The following is an 18,230-nucleotide window of genomic DNA, read 5'->3' as shown; positions in this document are numbered from 1 at the left end:
GGCGGCGCGACGATGGGCGCGGCGGGAGCCGGACGCGGCGCGGCGGCCGTGGCGCCTTCGGCGATCTGCCCCAGCAGCGCGCCGGGCGTGACCGTCTCGCCATCCTTGGCGACGACATCGGTCAGCACGCCAGCAGCGGGGGCGTTCACCTCTAGCGTCACCTTGTCGGTCTCGAGCTCGACCAGCGCCTCATCCGCCGCGACGGCGTCGCCGGGCTTTTTGAACCAGCGGCCGATCGTCGCCTCGCTCACCGACTCGCCCAGGGTCGGAACGCGAATTTCCGTCATGATCACTCCGCCGCGAGAGAAATGCGCGTCGCAAAAGCCTCGTCGAGGAAGGCCCGCAGCTGCGCCTGATGCTTGGACATAGTGCCCGCCGCCGTCGAGGCCGAAGCCGGCCGGCCGATGTAGCGAGCGCGTTTGGACTTGCCGCCGACTTGCGTCAGCACCCATTCCAGATAGGGCTCGACGAAGGACCAGGCGCCCATATTCTTGGGCTCCTCCTGGCACCAGAAGATATCGGCCTGCTTGAAGCGCGACATCATCGTCACCAGCCCCTTCAGCGGGAAGGGATAGAGCTGCTCGACGCGCAGGAGATAGACGTCGTTGACGCCGCGCGACTCGCGCTCCTCCAACAGATCGTAATAGACCTTGCCGGAGCACAGGATCACGCGCGCGATCTTGTCGTCGGGCGCGAGCCGGAACTTGTCCGACGGCTGCAGCTCGGCGTCGTCCGAGATGAAGCGATGGAACATTGTCCCCTCGCCCATCTCATCGAGACGCGAGACGCAGCGCTTGTGGCGCAGCAGCGATTTCGGCGTCATCAGCACCAGCGGCTTGCGAATGTCGCGATGTAGCTGCCGACGCAGAATGTGGAAGTAATTGGCCGGCGTCGAGCAATTGGCGACTTGCAGATTATCCTCCGCGCAGAGCTGCAGATAGCGCTCGAGCCGCGCGGAAGAATGCTCCGGCCCCTGCCCCTCATAGCCATGCGGCAGCAGGCAGACGAGGCCGGACATGCGCAGCCATTTGCGCTCGCCCGCGGAGAGGAACTGATCGAAGACCACCTGCGCGCCATTGGCGAAATCGCCGAATTGCGCCTCCCACAGAACCAGCGAGCGCGGCTCGGCGAGCGAATAGCCATATTCGAAGCCGAGCACCGCCTCTTCCGAGAGCATCGAATTGATGACCTCGTAACGGCCCTGCCCCACGCCGACATGGTCGAGCGGCAGATAGCGGGATTCGTCCTCCTGATCGATCAGCACGGAATGGCGCTGCGAGAAGGTGCCGCGCTCGCTGTCCTGGCCGGAGAGGCGGACATTATAGCCTTCCGCCAGCAGCGAGCCGAAGGCCAGCGCCTCGGCCGTCGCCCAATCTATGCCGGCGCCGCTCGAGATCGCCGTGCGGCGCGCGTCGAGGAAGCGCTGGATGGTGCGGTGAATGTGGAAACTCTGCGGAACCTTGGTCAGCTCCATGCCGATGCGGCGCAGGCTCTCCACCGGCACGCCGGTCTTGCCGCGCCGCTCGTCCTCGGAGGATTGATAGCCGGGCTTCACGCCCGCCCAACGCCCGTCGAGCCAATCGGCCTTATTGGGCTTGTAGGATTGCGACGCCTCCATCTCCTGCTCGAGGCGCTGGCGCCATTCGTTCTTGACCGCGTCGACCTCCTCGCGCGTCATCACCCCTTCGGCGATCAGCTTCTCGCTATAGAGCTCGAGCGTCGTCTTATGCGCGCGGATTTTCTTGTACATCAGCGGCTGGGTGAAGGCCGGCTCGTCGCCCTCATTGTGGCCGAAGCGGCGATAGCACCACATGTCGATGACGACGGGCTTGTGGAACTGCTGCCGAAACTCCGTCGCTATGCGCGCAGCATAGACGACCGCCTCCGGATCGTCGCCATTCACATGGAAGATCGGCGCCTCGACCATTTTGGCGAGATCGGACGGATAGGGCGAGGAGCGCGAGTAGCGCGGATAGGTGGTGAAGCCGATCTGATTATTGATGATGAAATGCACCGAGCCGCCGGTGCGATGGCCCTTGAGCCCGGAGAGGCCGAAGCATTCCGCGACGACGCCCTGGCCGGCGAAGGCCGCGTCGCCGTGAATGAGCAGCGGCATCACCTCGCGCCGATCCGTCTCCGTGCAGCGATATTGATCCTGCTTGGCGCGCGCCTTGCCCAGCACCACGGGATCGACGATCTCGAGATGCGACGGATTGGCCGTCAGCGAGAGATGCACCTTGTTATTGTCGAACTCGCGATCGGACGATGCGCCGAGATGATATTTGACGTCGCCCGAGCCCTCGACCTCATCCGGCAGGAAGGAGCCGCCCTTGAACTCGTGGAACAGAGCGCGATGCGGCTTGGCCATCACCTGGCAGAGAATGTTCAGCCGGCCGCGATGCGCCATGCCGAGCACGATTTCCTTGGCGCCGAGCGCGCCGCCGCGCTTGATGATCTGCTCCAGCGCCGGGATGATGGCTTCCGAGCCGTCGAGGCCGAAACGCTTCGTGCCCGTATATTTGACGTCCAGAAACTTCTCGAAGCCTTCCGCCTCGACCAGCTTGCGTAGAATCGCCTTCTTGCCCTCCTCGGTGAAGACGATCTCCTTCTTGGGACCCTCGATGCGCGCTTGAATCCAGGCCTTCTCCTCCGGATTGGAGATATGCATGAACTCATAGCCGATGGGGCCGCAATAGGTGCGGCGCAGAATCGCCACCATCTCGAAGACGCTGGCGTATTTCATGCCCATCACGCCATCGATGAAGATCTTGCGATCATAGTCCTCATCGGTGAAGCCATAGGTCTCGGGATGCAGCTCGCCATGGTCGTGGCGCTGCTCGAGACCGAGCGGATCGAGATTGGCGTGCAAATGGCCGCGCATGCGATAGGCGCGTATCATCATCAGCGCGCGCACGCTGTCGCGCGCGGCGCGTTGAATCTCTTCCGCCGAAGGGGCATGATCGCCTGCCGCCCCCTTGCCGGCCGCGGGCTTGCCATCCATGGACTTGGCCGTCTCACGCGGCGCCTCGCCGCCCAGAGCCGCGACCAGATCGTCCGCGGGCGTCGCCGGCCAGCCCGGCCGCGCCCAAGACGGACCTGCCGCCGCGCCCGCCTCCGCGAGCGCGGCGTCGGCGCCGAGGCTCGCGAAATAGTCGCGCCACGCCGGGCCGACCGAGGACGGATCGGCCTCATAGGCCGCGAGCAGATGCTCGAGGTATCTCGGGTCGACGCTCTGCAGCAGCCTGTTCTGGGCAGAAGCGTTCCCGCGCGGCGAGGGCTGCTGTTCGCCGCCCGCCGGTCCGCCATTCGTCTCGAGACGCGCCATTCTGTTCAGTCTCCCGAGCGCCGAAACTTCTCGAAGTTGAGCGAAATCATTTTAACAATTCTTTAAAGATTTCGCCCCGCGCTCTTTTTTCGGGGGAACGCGCCGGCGATTCGCCGACGCGCATAGTCGCCGAACCTCAGCGGCTCAGCGTTTCGACCAATGTCTTGCCGAGCCGAGCCGGCGACGGCGAGACCACGATCCCGGCAGATTCCATCGCCGCGATCTTGCTCTCGGCGTCGCCTTTGCCGCCAGAGACGATCGCGCCGGCGTGGCCCATGCGCCGCCCGGGAGGGGCGGTGCGGCCCGCGATGAAGCCGACCATCGGCTTCTTGCGGCCCCGCTTGGCCTCGTCGATCAAGAATTGGGCCGCGTCCTCTTCCGCGGAGCCGCCGATCTCGCCGATCATGATGATGGATTTGGTGGCCTCGTCGGCCAGAAACAACTCCAAGACCTCGATGAAGTCGGTTCCCTTGACCGGATCGCCGCCGATGCCGACGGCGCTGGTCTGGCCGAGACCCTCGCGCGTCGTCTGGAACACGGCCTCATAAGTCAGCGTGCCGGAGCGCGAGACGACGCCGACGGAGCCGCGGCTGAAAATATTGCCGGGCATGATGCCGATCTTGCTCTCGCCCGCGGTGACGACGCCCGGGCAATTGGGGCCGATGAGGCGGGATTTGGAGCCCGACAGCGCGCGCTTGACGCGAATCATGTCATGGACCGGAACGCCCTCGGTGATGGCGACGATGAGGGGGATCTCGGCGTCGATCGCCTCGCAAATGGCGTCGGCCGCGCCCGGCGGCGGCACATAGATGACCGAAGCGTCGGCGCCGGTCTTTTCCCGCGCTTGCGCCACAGTGTCGAAGACGGGAAGGTCGAGATGCGTCGAGCCGCCCTTGCCGGGCGAGACGCCGCCGACCATGAGCGTGCCGTAACGCACCGCCTGCTCCGAGTGGAAAGTGCCGGTCTTGCCGGTAAAGCCTTGACAGATGACCTTGGTGTTCTTGTCGATGAGGACGGACATTCGAGCCCCTGGGGCGTCGGGGCGCAATAGCGCCGCCAGTCTTATTCGGGAAGCGCGCCCGCTCGAAACACGGGCGGCGCGACGATCTGCTCACTCGAAACCCGCTATTTGCCGTTTCGAAGAGCGGTAATCGCAAATTATTGAGAAACGACGCGCGCATCAAGGCTGACTGGCGCGGAAGCGGGCTCGGCTCCTGCGCGAAATAGCGGCAGAATGCGCAGCCGCCGCCAAGGCCGGAGAATTTCTAGGCGCCGCCCAGGCGGGGGAAGACATTCCGGCGCCGCAGCGCCTATATCCGCGAAAGGCCCGCCGCACAGGCGAGAGGCCAAAACCGAGGGCGCGGATGGCGGAGCAGAGCGTGCGGCGCGAAAGCCGATTTCTCACTGCGGGGGATGGGCTGCGGCTCCACTATGTCGATTACGCTCCGGCGGGCGACGGCGCGGCCATTCCGGTCGTCTGCCTGGCCGGGCTCACGCGCACGGCGTTGGATTTCGACGCTCTCGCTCGAGCGCTGGCCGAGCGCGGACGCCGCGTGCTGGCGCTCGACTATCGCGGCCGCGGCCTCTCCGACTGGGACAAGGATTGGACGCGTTACAGCCTCGATGTCGAGGAGGCCGACATTCTGGCCACGCTCGCGGCGGCGGGCGTCGAAAAAGCGGTTTTCGTCGGCACGTCGCGCGGCGGCATTCATGTGATGCGCTTTTCTGCGCGAAGGCCCGAGATTTTAAAGGCCGCGGTCGTCAACGACATCGGCCCGGTGGTGGACGCCGGCGGGCTGCGACGCATCAAAGGTTATGTCGGCCGTGAGCCGGGCTCCGCCACAATGGCGGTCGCGCTCGCCGCGCTGAAGCTCATCGCCGGACCGCAATTCCCCAGCCTCAGACAAGCGGAATGGGAGGAATGGGCGCGCAGCACCTTCGTCGAGACCGACGGACGTCTACAGCTGCGCTATGATCCCGCGCTCTCGCATACGCTCGACGAGGTCGGCCCCGACAGCGGGCCGATCATGTTCCACGACGAATGGAAAGCCATGGCCGCCATTCCGACGCTGGTGATCCGCGGCGGCAGTTCCGATCTTCTCTCGGTGGAGACCTTCGCCGCCATGGGCGAAGGGCATCCGCTGCTCGAGCGCCTCACCGTGCCGGGCCAAGGCCATGCGCCGCTGCTGCTGGATGAGGGGACGATCCGGGCGATAGGGGATTTTGTGGAGAGAGTCGGGTGAGCGAGTAGCGAATAGCGAATAGTCACCCACAGGCGACCGCCCCCTACTCTCCACTCGCTATTCGCTATTCGCTATTCGCCGCATTCAACGGATGCAGGTCGCGCACCATGGCGCGGATGCGCTCGTCCAGCACATGCGTGTAGATTTGCGTCGTCGAAATATCGGCGTGGCCGAGCAATTCCTGCACAACGCGCAAATCTGCGCCATTTTGCAGAAGGTGGCTGGCGAAGGCGTGGCGCAGCCCATGCGGGCTGATGTCGCGCGAGGGAAGTCCTGCCGCCGCGGCCGCGCTTTTGAGATCGCGCGCGAAGGCCTGGCGCGTGAGATGCCCTTCCGCCGCATCGGACGGAAACAGAAAGGGCGAGGCTGCGAGGCCCGGCGAATGTTTGGCGAGCAGCGCGCGATAGACGTTCAGCGCCGCGCGCGCCTGCTCGGAGAGCGGGACGAGACGCTCTTTCGAGCCCTTGCCGCGCACGGTGACGAAGGGCTCGCGCGCGCGCGCCGCGCTCGCCGGCAAAGAGACGAGTTCTGACACGCGCAAGCCGCTGGCGTAGAGAGTCTCCAATGCGGCGTAGAGACGCGCGGCGCGCATGCGCTCGCCCATGGGGCGGGCGTCATCGTCTATCCCCTCCCGCGCGGTGTCGAGAAGGCGCGTTACCTCGTCGACCGAGAGAATATCCGGCGCGCTGCGATGGCGACGCGGACCCTCGAGCGGCGCCGCCGGATCATCGGCGCGATAGCGGTCGACATAGAGGAATTTGTGAAACTGCTTCAGCGCCGAGAGCCGCCGCGCGGCGGTCGCGCCGGTCATGCCGCGCGCCTCCAGCGCCGCGAGATAGGCGCGCAGGCCGTCCGTGTCGGCGCGAAGCGGATCGACGCCGGACTTGCCGAGAAATGCGAAATAATCTTCGAGGTCGCGGCGATAGGCGTCGAGCGTGTTGCGCACGGCGCCGCGCTCGGCGGCCAGCATGTCGAGAAAGGCGGCGATCAGCGGATGGCGCTTGCCGTCGCCCATTCAGAAGGTCTCACTTGTTGAGGCGCTGTGGCGAGATCGTCTGCGTCATCTCGCGCGGCTGCGGCGAGACATAGGCCACGATCGCCAGCATCCCCGCATAGGCGAGGGCGACGAGCACGCCGACAATGACCAAAAAGCGGATGAGGCTGGGCAAGAATCGGCCCCTTTCGAAGAAAACGAATGGCAGCTATCGCCCGAAGCCGGTTGTTTTGCAACCGTCCGCGCGTCTCGTGAGATAGGCGCGCGGCGGCTGTTTCGCCACCGGCGATCGCTCGCCAGAGTCAACGAACCACAACCTTGGTTCCGACATGGACGCGATCATAGAGGTCGGCCACATCGTCGTTCATCATGCGGATGCAGCCGGAGGAGACATTCTGGCCGATCGTGTAGGGCTCGTTGGTGCCGTGGATGCGGTAGAGCGAGGAGCCGAGATACATGGCGCGCGCGCCGAGCGGATTGGCCGGGCCGCCGTCCATATGGCGCGGCAGATCGGGCCGGCGGGCGAGCATCTCGCCGGGCGGCGTCCAATCCGGCCATTCGGCCTTGCGTGAGATGGACTTGACGCCGGCCCAGGTGAAGCCCGGTCGGCCGACGCCTATGCCATAGCGCAGCGCGCGCCCGCTTCCCTGCACGAGATAGAGAAACTTATTCTCTGAATCGATCACGATCGTGCCGGGATGCTCGGCGCCCGCGTAATCGACCTCGGTGCGGAAGAAGACCGGATCGATCTGGCGTTGGACATTGGCCTCGCCCGCGCCGAGGGCCGCGACGCGCCGCCGCGCTTGCGGCTGCGGCTCCGGCGTCTGGCCGGTGACGAGCAATTCGATAAAGCCGCCGCCATAGGCCCCGGGGGCCACGGGCGGCTCGGCGCGCGCCGTGACGACGCGCGGCTGCGGCGCTGGTCGCGGCGCGACATAGGCGGGGACCGGCGGAGACGGCGCCGCGATCGGAGCGCGGGCCGGGAGCGGAGCGGCGGCCGGGGCCGGCGGCGGAGCGACATAGGCCGGCTCGGGCGCCGGCTCCTCGGCCGGGGCGGCCGGAAAGAGCCGACCGGCCTCGCGCTCGCCGATCCCAGTGATGACGCGCGGAGCCGCGGCGGCTGCGCCGACCGAAGACGAAAGAAGGATGGCGAGGAGACAGGAAACTCTTCTGGACATGAAACGCACCGCCCGCCGCGCCGCCCGAGGGCCGACGCGATCATCTTGCTCTAGACTGTTTCGACGCGTTTCCCACGCCGAACCGGCGTCCACTTCGGCTGGAAACGCTCTAGCTGGACCGGGCGAAGAATAAACCCTGAATTTTAATCGTAAATCTGAAGCAATTTTTATGGTTGACGAATAGAAAACACCCGCGCGCACGGCGGCCGGCGGAACGCGCCCGCCCTATCTGCCCTCGCCGGCTGGCGCAGCTTTTGCCGGGGACTTGCCGGACGACCTTCGACGCGACATTCTGTAGCAAACTCGAGACAGCGCTCACGACGCTGAATAAGAAGAAGAGAGAGCCCCGCCTATGCCGCAAGCGATGGCGCAGCGCGCCTATTCCCTCCCCGCCCATTCCCTGCCCGCCGATCCCCTGTCTCTCGTCGAAGCGCTCTCCCGCCTGCGCGAGCAGGGCTGGAGCCAGGAGCTCCAGCTCGCCGTCCTCGCGGCCGGCGATCCCGAATTCGCCTATCGGCTCGCCCATGAGGCGCCCGAGGCGGAGCTGGAAAGCCTCGAGGCGATCATATTGCTGTCCGACGATTTGCGGATTGTCTTCGATTTCGCCGTGGTCAAAGGGGAGCGCGGCGGCGATGTCTCGCGGCTCGAGGATGCGATCGTCGAAAGCCGCGACGGCGGCCTGATGGTGCTGTTTGCGGCCGATGTCGACGGCGCCGACGTCGATCGCATCGAAGACGCGCTGCGTGCGCTGCCGGATACGAAATTCCTGCGCCATCTCGAATTGGAGCTGCATCAGCGCGAGTGGAGCCGGTAACTCCGGCTCGGGAGCTTTCCATGTTCGGTCGCCGAACCGGCGTTCGCGCCCGCTGGGTGAGCGCGGACGTTTCGTCGAGCCTATGGGCGATGATCGCTTTCCTCGATCTCCTCCTCGGCGTCCGGCACAGGCAACCACGCGCGTATTCGCGCGCCGCCAAGCGGTCGATTCTCCACAGTCATCCGCCCGCCGAGCGCTTGCGCGCGCTCGCGCATCCCCAGCAGGCCGCGGCCGCCTCCGCTCGGCCGGTCCGGCATTCCGACGCCATCGTCCTCCACGACGATCGCCAGAACCGAGCCGCCGTCGCTCTCCTCGCTCGCCGCGAATTCGACCCCGACCAGCGCGCGGCGCGCGCCGGAATGGCGAAACACATTGGTCGTCGCCTCCTGAACGATGCGATAGGCGGCGGAAAGAATAGGCTCCTCGAGCGACAACAGATCGTGCGGCGCAACGAGGGCGCAAACGACATCGGGTCGCTTCGACCGCCATGACGCGACGAGTTCGGCGAGCGCCGCGGCGAGGCCGAATTCCGCGAGCCCGCGCGGCGTCAGCCGGCCGAGCAGGCCGCGGACGAGCGCCTGCATCGCTTCGCTCGCCTCGTCCATCTCGACGCCGATACGACGCAAGCGCGCGAGATCCGGCATGGGAGCAGCCGCCGCCTCAGAGAGCGCGACCACGCCCGCCCGGATGGAGAAGAGACAAGGGCCTGCCTCGTCGTGCAGATCACGGGCGATCTCTCGCCGCTCTTTCTCCTGAACGCTGAACAGCTCGGCCATCAGGCCGCGATTTTCGGCCTTCACCTGATCCAGCGTCGCGGCGAGCGAGTTCAACGCAATGGAAATGCCGCGGAATTCGCTCGCGCCACGCAGGGCGACGCGCACATTGGTTCTGCCGGCCTCGAGATCGGCGAGCGCCCGGCGCATGTCTTCGAACGGCGCCAGCGAGACATGGACGAGCCAGAGAACGAGCGCGAAGAAGAGCAAGGTGGCCGCGAAGCTGACGAAGGCGAGCCAGGACAGATCGGACCAGATTTCCGCCAATTCGTCGACCGGATTGGAGACGATGGCGATGCGGCCGTCGTCGACGCCGCGGATCAGCACGGTCGGCAAGCTGCCGAGGCGCAGGATCGAGACGCGGGTCGGCGCGTCGACCAGCGACACGAACCAATCGGGCACGCCGGCGCTGTCGCGACGCTTGGGCGTCGGCTTGCCGAGCGAAGCCACATCCGCATTCGCGAGTATTTTGATGTCGACATGGCGAAGCGCGCCGAGACTTTCATAGAAACGACGCATCGCCGGCGCTGGATCGGCCGTTTCCTGAAGACTTACCAAAGCCGTCGCGAGCAATTCATGCGTCAAGCGCAGCATGGTCTCGTCTTCCGCTCGAATGCGCGGTCCGGCGTGCAGAACGAGAACCGCGACATTGATCAGAAGCGTCGCCGATAGAACGAGGCCGACGAGCCAGCTCAGTCCCGCCCGGAGCGAGAGACGGTCGATAGGGCGACGCAGCATCACGGTCTCCGTCTCGGCGAACAGCGGCGACGAAATGCGAGCTTTTCGTCGATCATGAGACGGTGCCACGCGGCTCTGCCGAAGGTCTACGGAAATTCCCCCGACAAATCCTTCCTGTTTTTCCTGATTTTGTCAGCGCCGCACGCCGCTATTCCGCACAGAATCGCCTGCGAGCCGATCGCGATCACAAATCGACATCCGCCCAGATCGCCGCATGGTCGGAGGCCGCCTCCGAGGCTTTGGTGATCTCCGGATAATGCGGGAAGATCGTCCCGTTCTTGCCGCCCCACACGCCCTTGCGGAAAATGCCGCCGCCTTTCGCCGCGGCGAATAGCGCCGGCGAGAGAAGAATATAGTCGATCTTGTTGGACGCCGCGCCGGCGGCGAAAGTGCCGGGCCGGCCGCCATCGTCGAAAGCGGCGTGCTCGCTGATATCCTTCAAATCGGTCTGATGCAGCAGCGGGGCCAGCGGCGCGCTGTCCGGCGTGTCGTTGAAATCGCCGATGACCGCGACATGCTCGTCGCTCTTGCTCAGCACGTCGTAAATCTCCTTCACCCGCGCCGCCTGCCGCTCGCGCTTGGCGTTGGAGGTCGTCTGCGAGCCGAAGCCCTTGCTCTTGAAGTGATTGATCAAGAGATGCAACAAATTGCCCTTGGGCGTGCGGATTTCATAATGCGCGCAATCGCGGCTGAAGATGCGGCCGGTGTTGTCAACGTCGTCGACATGGCTGTGAATGGCGACGATCTCATAGCCCGCGCGCGCATAGAGGCCGACGTCGATGCCGCGATCGTCATTGCCGTCGATGAGCATGGCGTGGGCGTAGGGCTTTCCGCCCTCCCCCTTGATGATATTGTCGTTGAAACGCACCAGCGCCGGCCTGCTCTCCGCCTCGATGACGCCGAGCACATCGGCGTCGATATCGATGATGACGCGCGCCGTATTGCGCGTCGCCTCCTCGTTCACCTCCTCGCGTTTCAGCTCGACCCAGCCGATCCAGTCGTTGCGACCGCCAGCGACGACCTCGATTCCGGTCTTGGCGCGCTTGACGAGATGGCCGCGATTTTGGCGCAGGATCGCGAAAGGGCCGCCGTCGTCGGATTTCTCGAGCTTCAGCTCGCCGAGCAGCTTGATGATCTTCTTCTTGTCGGCGGCGGCATAGACCGACTTGCCGAGAATGGCGGAGAGCTCGGCCTGCGCCTCCAGCGCCTTCTTGCCGTCGGACCAGGTTTCGCCATTCAGCGCGTGAGCGCGAAGGAAGAGATTTTCGAGATTATAGGATGCGAGCTTCATAGGTGAGCGCCCGGACGAAGGCGAAAAAGCCGTTTCACACAATGGCCGGCGACGCCGGCGTCGTGAAGTATAAGCACTGCACGACGTTTGTTTCAATGATGCGACAGCGCTTCGCGCGGACGAATGGAGGCTTCCTATGCCGCAGAACCGAATTCTGATCGTCGGAACCATTCGTATCCCGCCGGACGCGCTCGAGCGGGCGCTTCCGGCGATGACGGCGATGATCCACGCGAGCCGCGCGGAAGCGGACTGCCTCGCCTATTCCTATGCGGAAGACGTGCTGGAGCCGGGTCTCATCCGCGTGACGGAAATATGGGAGAGCCGCGCGGCGCTGAGCGCGCATTTCGAATCCGCCCATTTGCGCCAATGGCGCGACTCGTGGGAGGCGCTCGGCGTTCACGACCGCCGGCTCGCAGCCTATGAGATCGACGCGGAAGAGGCGGTCTGACCCGCGCCTCGCTCGCTCAGCCGGCGACAGGCTGCGCCAGCGAGAGCTGATAGCCGCTGTCGTCCAGCAGGCCGAACTCGCGCACGCCATAATCCATGGTCGCGATCGGATAGACGATGCGCGCGCGATCCTTCAGCCGTTCCCATAATTCATCGACATTGTCGACGCCGAGATAGATGGCCCCGGTGAACTGCTGGCCCTGCCAATCGCGATGCGTATTGGGCGAGACGAGCATTATGTCCGCCGCGCCCGAGCGCACACGCGCGAATTCCTCCAATTTGAGCAGGCAGACGAAGCCGAGCTCCTCGACATAGAATTTGACGGAACGGGAAACATTTTCGGTGGCGAGCGAAACGGAAATGGTTCGAATGGTCATGCGGCGCATCTCGAAATCTATCCGGCCCGACGCCGGATATTCTTCGAGGTTGCGGGAGATCGCCGCGAAAGTCTAGTCCGATAGCGCTCGCGACCTCCCGCGTCCGCTCACAAATGAATATAGACGAAGCCCATGCCCTGCAGCCGTGCGAGTTCTGCGACGCCGCTCGGAACGATGTCGCGCTCGGTCACGCCATAGAGCGTAGATGGATCGATGTTGCGCTCACGAAGCGTATTGGCGCAGACGAGAAAGCGCACGCCTTGCGCCTTCAACGCGTCGAGCCGCGCGGCGATCTCCTTGTCGGCCCTGGCGATCTGAAACATTTCGACGCCGCTCGCATGATCGACGACGCGAATTTCGACATGATCCTTGCCGACCGCCTCTATGTGGTTCTTGATCGAATTGAGCATGCGCTTGAAATAGGCGACATTGTCCGGGCCGCCGCCGTCATTGTGATAGACAACCTTCTGATCCTTGTAATAATCCGCGGGCTCCGCCATGGAGCGCCCGCCGAGGCCCGCCGCCAAGACCGTCAGCACGATCGTCAACGCATATTTCATCATCCTCGTCCTCGCTCGAACGCCGATCCGCTCGGCCTTGAATCAGCCGCAGACCGGCGCGTCGCATTTGCGGCTGGCGGCGATCATGCGCGCCATCGATTTGGGGCCGGGATAGCCGAGCACGCCGACCGAGCTCACGGCGAAGGACGGCGAGGCCGCGAAGCCGAGATCGGCGCCGAGCTGGACATGGCGCTTCACCACGCCGCCGATCATCTCCGAATTCGCCGATTCCTCGATCTTGGACGTATCGAGACCCATGGCTTTGGCGACCGCGAGAGCGGAGATCCCGTCAATGGCGCCGCGATGCGCGAATAATTGCTTATGGAACTGATAGGCGCGCTCCGGGCCATAGAGGCGCAGCACCGCCTGCTTCACCCGCGCGGACAGAAAGGAGCCGAGGCCGAGCGTGGCGTTGTCGGCGAGCCCGAGCCGCAGATTCTTGTCCTTGGCGACGAGCGCGTCGAGATCGCCCGCGGCCTTGCGGCAATAGGGGCAATTATAGTCGAAGAACTCGAACACGACCACATCGGCGGTGGCCGGCCCATGCCAGAGCAGGCCCGGAAGATCGGCGGGCGAGACTTCCGAGGGCAGACGATAATTGGCGATCGGCTGACCATCGTCGGCCATGATCGGAAAGAGGCTGTTCTCCTGCGCCCGAGCGGGGCGGAAGGCCGCGCCCCCCGCCATTGCGGCGAGCGAGCCGAGCAGCACGCGGCGGCTGAGCGACGAAAGCAATTTATATTCGGCCATAAGAAAGCGCTCCTCATCGAGATCGCATCCCGGCTAGCACAGAAAGAAGCGATTTTAGGGTGTGCGCACGGCGGCCTTCAGCCGCACCAGCCGCCACCGCAGAGTACCGAATGGACGGCCCCCGCGCCCGCCGGCGCCGAGGCGACGGCCGCGTCCGCATCGAGCAGCGAGAAAGCGGCGCCGATGACGATCGCGGCCACGAGAGCGGCGAAGAGCTGGGCGAACTCGGTCATGGCGGGCTTCCTTCTCGTCGGAACAGCCGCATCGGCGGCGAACGCCATGACAATTAGCGCCGCCGTCCGGGGGCGCCTGTGCGAGACCGCACAAAGCGCGCCGGACGAGAAAGAGTAGAGAATCAGGAGGCCGAGAGCGCTCTAGAAGTGACTGTCCGGCTCCTCGCCGGCGTCCTCCTTCAGCTCGTGGCGCATCATCAGCGGGATTTGCGACAGAGCGTAGAGCAGCGTCAGCGGCAAAATGCCGAAGACCTTGAAATTCACCCAGACGTCGGTCGGAAAGCCGCGCCGCACGAATTCGTTGAGCGCGGCAAGGAAGAAGAAGAAAAGCGCCCAGCGCCAGGTGAGCTTGCGCCAGCCGGCGTCGTCCAGCCGAAAGGCGGATTCGAACACCGCCGGCAGCAGCAGCTTGTCGAACCACAGCGCGCCGAGCAGCGCCGAGCCGAACAGAGCGTAGAGAATCGTCACCTTCAGCTTGATGAAATTCTCGTCCTGCAGAAAAAAGGTCAGCGAGCCGAAGACGAGCACGAAGATCGCCGTGACCATCGGCATGGTCGGCAAATGGCGCGTGATGGAATAGGAGACGGCGAGCGTCGCCACCACGGCGACCATCAGCGCCGCCGTCGCCTGGAAGATGCCGAACTTCTGATTGACGATGAAGAACAGGACCAGCGGCCCCATCTCCAGCGCGAATTTCAATCCCGGGTGAAGGCGCCTCTTGGCGGGCGCTGCGGTCGTTTCTTCTGTCATGAGCTTTGCTCGCCCGCCTCGGCTTCGGAGTCGAGCCCGGCGATGGCGCGGGCGAAATCGCGCGCGGTGAAGGGCTCGAGATCGTCCGAGCCTTCGCCGACGCCGATGAAGTGAATGGGCAGGCCGTATTTCTCGGCGATGGCCACGAGAATGCCGCCGCGCGCCGTGCCGTCGAGCTTGGTCATCACCAGGCCGGTGACGCCGGCCGTTCGCTCGAAGGCGTCGACCTGGGCGATCGCGTTCTGCCCGACGGTCGCGTCCAGCACCAGCAGAACGGCGTGCGGCGCCTCCGGCTCGGCCTTTTTCATCACGCGGACGATCTTGGCGAGCTCGGCCATCAGCTCGGCGCGGTTCTGCAGCCGGCCGGCCGTGTCCATCAGCAGAATGTCGGAATCGCGCTCGCGCGCCGATTTGATGGCGTCGAAGGCGAGGCCGGCGGCGTCGGCGCCCTCCGGCGCGTAACATACGGGCGAGTTGAGCCTTTCGCCCCAGATGCGGAGCTGCTCCACGGCGGCGGCGCGGAAAGTGTCGCCGGCGGCGAGCATCACCTTCTTGCCCTCGCCGGTCCATTTGGCGGCGAGCTTGGCGATGGTCGTCGTCTTGCCCGAGCCATTGACGCCGACGACGAGCACGATGAACGGCTTCTTGGTCTGATCCAGCTCGAAGGGGCGCGCGACCGGCTCGAGCACGCGCTCGACCTCCTCCGCCAGAATGGCGCGCACCTCGTCCGGGCCGATGGTCTTCTCATAGCGCGCCGCGCCGACCTTGCCGGAGATGCGCTGCGCGGCGGCAACGCCCAAATCGGCGCGGATCAGCACATCCTCGAGCTCCTCGAGCGTGAGCGCGTCGAGCTTGCGCTTGCTGAAGAGATCGGAAATGCCCTGGACGATGGCCTGCGAGGAGCGCGATAGCCCCCCGGTCAGCCGCTCCCACCAGGAACGCTTTTTCGGACGATCTGCGCCGGCTTCTTCGGCGGGCGTTCCTCCACGGCCGAACAGCCGCGCGAAGAGTCCCTTTTTTTCTTCGGCTTCGCTCATGGTACCTCGCGGTCGCGGCCGATTGCTACACCAGGGCGCGCCGGAGAGCCAGCGGCGCGTTTCGCCGCGCCGGGGTTGAAGCGGCCGAATGGCGGCTCGATATGAGACGTGGGGGGCTGGCCTCGAACGACCCGGGGTCGTCGCAGTGACAGCCGGCGCAGCCTGGATCGACGTCTCGGAGAGGCGATCCGGCGGACAATTTTTCTTCGGAGACAGCGAGACAGCGGCGGCCATCGCCGCCGCCAATTGGGCGCGGTCGCCGCTCGGCATGCCTCAGACTTGGCCGAAGCGCCTGCGCGTAGCGCTGGAGATTTGCCTCAACAGCGCCTTTCCCATCGCCATCTTCTGGGGCGGCGAGCTCTGCCTTCTCTATAACGACGCCTATCACGGCCTGCTCGCCGACAAGCATCCACGCGCGCTCGGCCGGCCGGCCCGCGAGGTGTGGCCGGAAGTCTGGGATGTCATCGGCCCCATGCTGCAGGGCGCGTTCACCGACGGCGCGCCGACGCGCTCGGAAGATCTGCAGCTGCACATGATCCGCAACGGCCGCCGCGACGAAGGCTATTTCACCTTCTCCTACAGCCCTATCCCCGATGACGACGGCGGCATAGGCGGCGTCTTCTGCCCGGTGGTGGAGACGACCGACCGCGTCATCGGCGAGCGGCGGCTGCGCACATTGCGCGATCTCGCCGCGCTGAGCCGGGCCGAGAACGAGGGCGAGGCCTGCCGCCTCGCCGCCAGCGTGCTCGCCGTCAATGGCTATGACCTGCCCTTCTCCGCCATCTATCGCTTCGACCATGAGCGCGGCGAGGCGGAGCTGATGGCGGCGACCGGCGTGCGTCCGGGCGGCCACATCGCGCCGCTTCGCATCCCGCTCGGCGATCCCGATCCGATCCGCGGCGACATTTGGGGCCTCGCCGAGGTCGCGCGGCTGACGCCGGGGCGCGTCGCCATTCGCACGATCGACGCGCGCTTCGGCGAGCCGCCTTGCGGCCCCTGGCCGGCGGCGGCGGATGAAGCCGTGCTCTTTCCCATCGTGCTGCTCGGCCAGGACCGCGCCGCTGCGGCGCTGATCGCCGCCATCAATCCGTTCAAGCGGCTCGACGCCGCCTATGCCTATTTCCTCGATCGCGTCGCCGCGAAAATCGCCTCCTCGATGACCGACGCCCGCGCCTATGCGGCCGAGCGGGAGCGCGCCGAGGAAATCCGCGTGCGCGAGCTGGCGCTGCAGCGAACCGAGGCCGAGCTGCGCGAGGCGCAGAGGCTCGGCCGCATCGGCAGCTGGCGCTGGAGCGGACGCCATGACGATCGCGGCGGCGCCTCGCCTTATATCGCGCGCATCTTCGGCCTCGACCCCGATGCGCCGCCGCCGAGCTTTGCAGAGCAGAAGGGCCTGCTCTACGCCCCCGCCGATTGGGAGCGGCTCGACGCCGCGACCAGCGAGACCTTGCGCACCGGCGAAGGCTTCGAGCTCGACCTGCCCGCGCATCGCGCCGACGGCGTCGCCATTCATGTCACCATTCGCGGCGAGGCGGTGCGCGACGAGCGCGACGCCATCGTCGGATTGCGCAGCACGATTCAGGACATCACCGAGCGCAAGCACGCGCAGGAGCGCGTCGAGCTGCTGCTGCGCGAGGTCACGCATCGCGCCAAGAATCTCCTCACCGTCGTGCGCGCCGTGGCGCGGCAGACGGCGCGGCGCGACTCGCCCATCGCCTTCGCGCAGCGCTTCGATCAGCGCATAGCGGCGCTCGGCGCGAGCCATGATCTATTGGTGCAGAACGAATGGCGCGGCGTCGAGCTGCATGCGCTGACGCGCTCGCAGCTCGCCCATTTCCGCGATCTGTTCGGCTCGCGCATCTGCATGGAGGGGCCGACGACGGTGGTGAAGCCGGCGGCGAGCCAGGCCATCGGCATGGCGCTGCACGAGCTCGCCACCAATGCCGGCAAATATGGCGCGCTCTCCAATGACACGGGCGTCGTGCATATCGCCTTCGGCGTCGTCGGCGAGGGCGATGCGCCGCATTTCGAGATGGAGTGGCGCGAGAGCGGCGGCCCGACCGTCGTCGCGCCCAAGCGTCACGGCTTCGGCCATATGGTGATTCTGCAAATGGCCAAACATGCGCTCGGCGGACAGGTGACGCTCGACTATGCGCCGAGCGGCGTCGTCTGGAAGGTGAGCGCTCCGCTCGACAATGTCATCGAGCCCGCGCAAGGAGAGGATTAGATGAAGGGTAACGAGCCGATCCGCATTCTCGTCGTCGAGGACGAGCCGGCCATCGCCGCCGATCTCTGCTTCGTCGTCGAGGAGGTCGGATATGAGATCGGAGGCACGGCGAGCTCGGTGGACGAGGCCTTGAAGCTGCTCGAGGACGAGGACATAGACGGCGTGATCCTCGACGCCAATCTGCGCGGCGCCAGCAGCGCCAGCATCGCCGACGCGCTGAGGGCGCGCAATCTCCCCTTCTTCGTGCTGTCGGGATATCTGCAGCGGCAATTGCCGGAGCCGCTCTGCGGCGCGCCCTTCCTCGCCAAGCCCTATGACCAGGACGAGCTGACCTCGCGCATACGCGATCTCGGGCGCTAGAGCTTCCAGCCGAAGCGGACGCCGGTTCGGCGTTCCGGCGGCGCGGGCGCGTCCGAGCGAGGCCGAGGCGCCCGAAGCCGAGCGCCTCCCCGCCGTGATCGTCAGCGATGATGATGATGGTGGTGGTGGTGGT

Annotated in this window: 19 protein-coding genes; 5 read left to right on the top strand and 14 right to left on the bottom strand. The window is 65.7% G+C overall.

The features are described from left to right. From A1351_RS15620 to sucD, 3 genes are all read right to left on the bottom strand, one after another. On the bottom strand, positions 1-287 hold a 287-nt coding region (locus A1351_RS15620; RefSeq protein ID WP_305791305.1), incomplete at its 3' end, for a biotin/lipoyl-containing protein. 2 nt (positions 288-289) lie between these two features. Continuing rightward, on the bottom strand, positions 290-3,325 hold the full coding sequence (locus A1351_RS15615) for a 2-oxoglutarate dehydrogenase E1 component (RefSeq protein WP_024879051.1): 3,036 nt from the start codon (positions 3,323-3,325) through the stop codon (positions 290-292). A 136-nt stretch (positions 3,326-3,461) separates the two neighbouring features. Continuing rightward, positions 3,462-4,346 (bottom strand): succinate--CoA ligase subunit alpha, encoded by an 885-nt coding sequence (sucD, locus tag A1351_RS15610; protein WP_064033412.1) that lies wholly within the window; start codon positions 4,344-4,346, stop codon positions 3,462-3,464. Positions 4,347-4,689: 343 nt separating this feature from the next. On the opposite strand from sucD, the gene A1351_RS15605 reads away from it, so the two are divergent. After that, the gene (locus A1351_RS15605; protein ID WP_064033411.1) at positions 4,690-5,568 is read left to right on the top strand and encodes an alpha/beta fold hydrolase; all 879 of its coding nucleotides are present in this window, start codon (positions 4,690-4,692) and stop codon (positions 5,566-5,568) included. Positions 5,569-5,632: 64 nt separating this feature from the next. On the opposite strand, the gene A1351_RS15600 is transcribed toward A1351_RS15605, so the two are convergent. The 3 genes from A1351_RS15600 to A1351_RS15590 all read right to left on the bottom strand — a co-directional run bounded on the left by A1351_RS15600 (position 5,633) and on the right by A1351_RS15590 (position 7,740). Continuing rightward, entirely contained in the window at positions 5,633-6,583 is a 951-nt protein-coding gene (locus A1351_RS15600; RefSeq protein WP_064033410.1) for a site-specific tyrosine recombinase XerD, read from the bottom strand. A gap of 10 nt (positions 6,584-6,593) precedes the next feature. Then, on the bottom strand, positions 6,594-6,737 hold the full coding sequence (locus A1351_RS15595; protein WP_024879047.1) for a hypothetical protein: 144 nt from the start codon (positions 6,735-6,737) through the stop codon (positions 6,594-6,596). A 127-nt stretch (positions 6,738-6,864) separates the two neighbouring features. Then, positions 6,865-7,740, bottom strand: a complete 876-nt coding sequence (locus tag A1351_RS15590) for a L,D-transpeptidase (protein ID WP_064033409.1) — start codon at positions 7,738-7,740, stop codon at positions 6,865-6,867. A 352-nt stretch (positions 7,741-8,092) separates the two neighbouring features. Between A1351_RS15590 and A1351_RS15585 the strand changes: the two genes are divergently transcribed. Beyond that, complete coding sequence (locus tag A1351_RS15585) at positions 8,093-8,554, top strand: hypothetical protein (protein ID WP_024879045.1); 462 nt, start codon at positions 8,093-8,095, stop codon at positions 8,552-8,554. Between the two features lie 80 nt (positions 8,555-8,634). Here the strand turns inward: A1351_RS15585 and A1351_RS15580 are convergent, their stop codons facing one another. Both A1351_RS15580 and A1351_RS15575 read right to left on the bottom strand, forming a co-directional pair. Beyond that, positions 8,635-10,065: an ATP-binding protein gene (locus tag A1351_RS15580; RefSeq protein WP_036308690.1), complete on the bottom strand. Its 1,431-nt coding sequence runs from the start codon at positions 10,063-10,065 to the stop codon at positions 8,635-8,637. Between the two features lie 184 nt (positions 10,066-10,249). Then, positions 10,250-11,356, bottom strand: a complete 1,107-nt coding sequence (locus tag A1351_RS15575) for an endonuclease/exonuclease/phosphatase family protein (RefSeq protein WP_024879043.1) — start codon at positions 11,354-11,356, stop codon at positions 10,250-10,252. A 136-nt stretch (positions 11,357-11,492) separates the two neighbouring features. Between A1351_RS15575 and A1351_RS15570 the strand changes: the two genes are divergently transcribed. Further along, positions 11,493-11,804, top strand: coding sequence for a putative quinol monooxygenase (locus tag A1351_RS15570; RefSeq protein ID WP_026597987.1), 312 nt, complete (start codon positions 11,493-11,495; stop codon positions 11,802-11,804). Between the two features lie 16 nt (positions 11,805-11,820). Here A1351_RS15570 and A1351_RS15565 read toward each other — a convergent pair whose 3' ends face one another. The 6 genes from A1351_RS15565 to ftsY form a co-directional block, all read right to left on the bottom strand. After that, on the bottom strand, positions 11,821-12,180 hold the full coding sequence (locus A1351_RS15565) for a glyoxalase/bleomycin resistance/extradiol dioxygenase family protein (protein WP_036309309.1): 360 nt from the start codon (positions 12,178-12,180) through the stop codon (positions 11,821-11,823). Between the two features lie 107 nt (positions 12,181-12,287). Then, positions 12,288-12,743, bottom strand: coding sequence for a DsrE family protein (locus A1351_RS15560; protein ID WP_026597985.1), 456 nt, complete (start codon positions 12,741-12,743; stop codon positions 12,288-12,290). Between the two features lie 39 nt (positions 12,744-12,782). After that, positions 12,783-13,490, bottom strand: a complete 708-nt coding sequence (locus tag A1351_RS15555; protein WP_024879039.1) for a thioredoxin domain-containing protein — start codon at positions 13,488-13,490, stop codon at positions 12,783-12,785. A 77-nt stretch (positions 13,491-13,567) separates the two neighbouring features. Then, positions 13,568-13,723, bottom strand: coding sequence for a hypothetical protein (locus tag A1351_RS15550; RefSeq protein WP_157096327.1), 156 nt, complete (start codon positions 13,721-13,723; stop codon positions 13,568-13,570). Between the two features lie 141 nt (positions 13,724-13,864). After that, a complete protein-coding gene (locus tag A1351_RS15545; protein ID WP_024879037.1) occupies positions 13,865-14,473 on the bottom strand; it encodes a septation protein A in 609 nt (202 codons plus the stop codon). Continuing rightward, entirely contained in the window at positions 14,470-15,510 is a 1,041-nt protein-coding gene (gene ftsY / locus A1351_RS15540; protein ID WP_024879036.1) for a signal recognition particle-docking protein FtsY, read from the bottom strand. Before ftsY ends, A1351_RS15545 begins: the two co-directional genes overlap by 4 nt. A gap of 145 nt (positions 15,511-15,655) precedes the next feature. Here ftsY and A1351_RS15535 point away from each other — a divergent pair, with 145 nt between their 5' ends. Both A1351_RS15535 and A1351_RS15530 read left to right on the top strand, forming a co-directional pair. After that, on the top strand, positions 15,656-17,737 hold the full coding sequence (locus A1351_RS15535) for an HWE histidine kinase domain-containing protein (protein ID WP_024879035.1): 2,082 nt from the start codon (positions 15,656-15,658) through the stop codon (positions 17,735-17,737). Then, complete coding sequence (locus A1351_RS15530) at positions 17,738-18,097, top strand: response regulator (RefSeq protein ID WP_024879034.1); 360 nt, start codon at positions 17,738-17,740, stop codon at positions 18,095-18,097. Positions 18,098-18,230: the final 133 nt, after the last annotated feature.

Source organism: Methylosinus sp. R-45379 (assembly GCF_001644125.1).
Taxonomy (GTDB): domain Bacteria; phylum Pseudomonadota; class Alphaproteobacteria; order Rhizobiales; family Beijerinckiaceae; genus Methylosinus.
Note: the sequence above shows the minus strand (reverse complement) of the source record. Positions and strands in the feature narration are given on the sequence as shown.

Coding starts and splice junctions, on each gene's coding strand:
- A1351_RS15555 (WP_024879039.1), bottom strand. CDS start 13,490: ATGGCCGAATATAAATTGCTTTCGTCGCTCAGCCGCCGCGTGCTGCTC.
- A1351_RS15530 (WP_024879034.1), top strand. CDS start 17,738: ATGAAGGGTAACGAGCCGATCCGCATTCTCGTCGTCGAGGACGAGCCG.
- A1351_RS15565 (WP_036309309.1), bottom strand. CDS start 12,180: ATGACCATTCGAACCATTTCCGTTTCGCTCGCCACCGAAAATGTTTCC.
- ftsY (WP_024879036.1), bottom strand. CDS start 15,510: ATGAGCGAAGCCGAAGAAAAAAAGGGACTCTTCGCGCGGCTGTTCGGC.
- A1351_RS15560 (WP_026597985.1), bottom strand. CDS start 12,743: ATGATGAAATATGCGTTGACGATCGTGCTGACGGTCTTGGCGGCGGGC.
- A1351_RS15550 (WP_157096327.1), bottom strand. CDS start 13,723: ATGACCGAGTTCGCCCAGCTCTTCGCCGCTCTCGTGGCCGCGATCGTC.
- A1351_RS15545 (WP_024879037.1), bottom strand. CDS start 14,473: ATGACAGAAGAAACGACCGCAGCGCCCGCCAAGAGGCGCCTTCACCCG.
- A1351_RS15590 (WP_064033409.1), bottom strand. CDS start 7,740: ATGTCCAGAAGAGTTTCCTGTCTCCTCGCCATCCTTCTTTCGTCTTCG.
- A1351_RS15575 (WP_024879043.1), bottom strand. CDS start 11,356: ATGAAGCTCGCATCCTATAATCTCGAAAATCTCTTCCTTCGCGCTCAC.
- A1351_RS15580 (WP_036308690.1), bottom strand. CDS start 10,065: ATGCTGCGTCGCCCTATCGACCGTCTCTCGCTCCGGGCGGGACTGAGC.
- A1351_RS15585 (WP_024879045.1), top strand. CDS start 8,093: ATGCCGCAAGCGATGGCGCAGCGCGCCTATTCCCTCCCCGCCCATTCC.
- A1351_RS15605 (WP_064033411.1), top strand. CDS start 4,690: ATGGCGGAGCAGAGCGTGCGGCGCGAAAGCCGATTTCTCACTGCGGGG.
- A1351_RS15615 (WP_024879051.1), bottom strand. CDS start 3,325: ATGGCGCGTCTCGAGACGAATGGCGGACCGGCGGGCGGCGAACAGCAG.
- A1351_RS15570 (WP_026597987.1), top strand. CDS start 11,493: ATGCCGCAGAACCGAATTCTGATCGTCGGAACCATTCGTATCCCGCCG.
- A1351_RS15600 (WP_064033410.1), bottom strand. CDS start 6,583: ATGGGCGACGGCAAGCGCCATCCGCTGATCGCCGCCTTTCTCGACATG.
- sucD (WP_064033412.1), bottom strand. CDS start 4,346: ATGTCCGTCCTCATCGACAAGAACACCAAGGTCATCTGTCAAGGCTTT.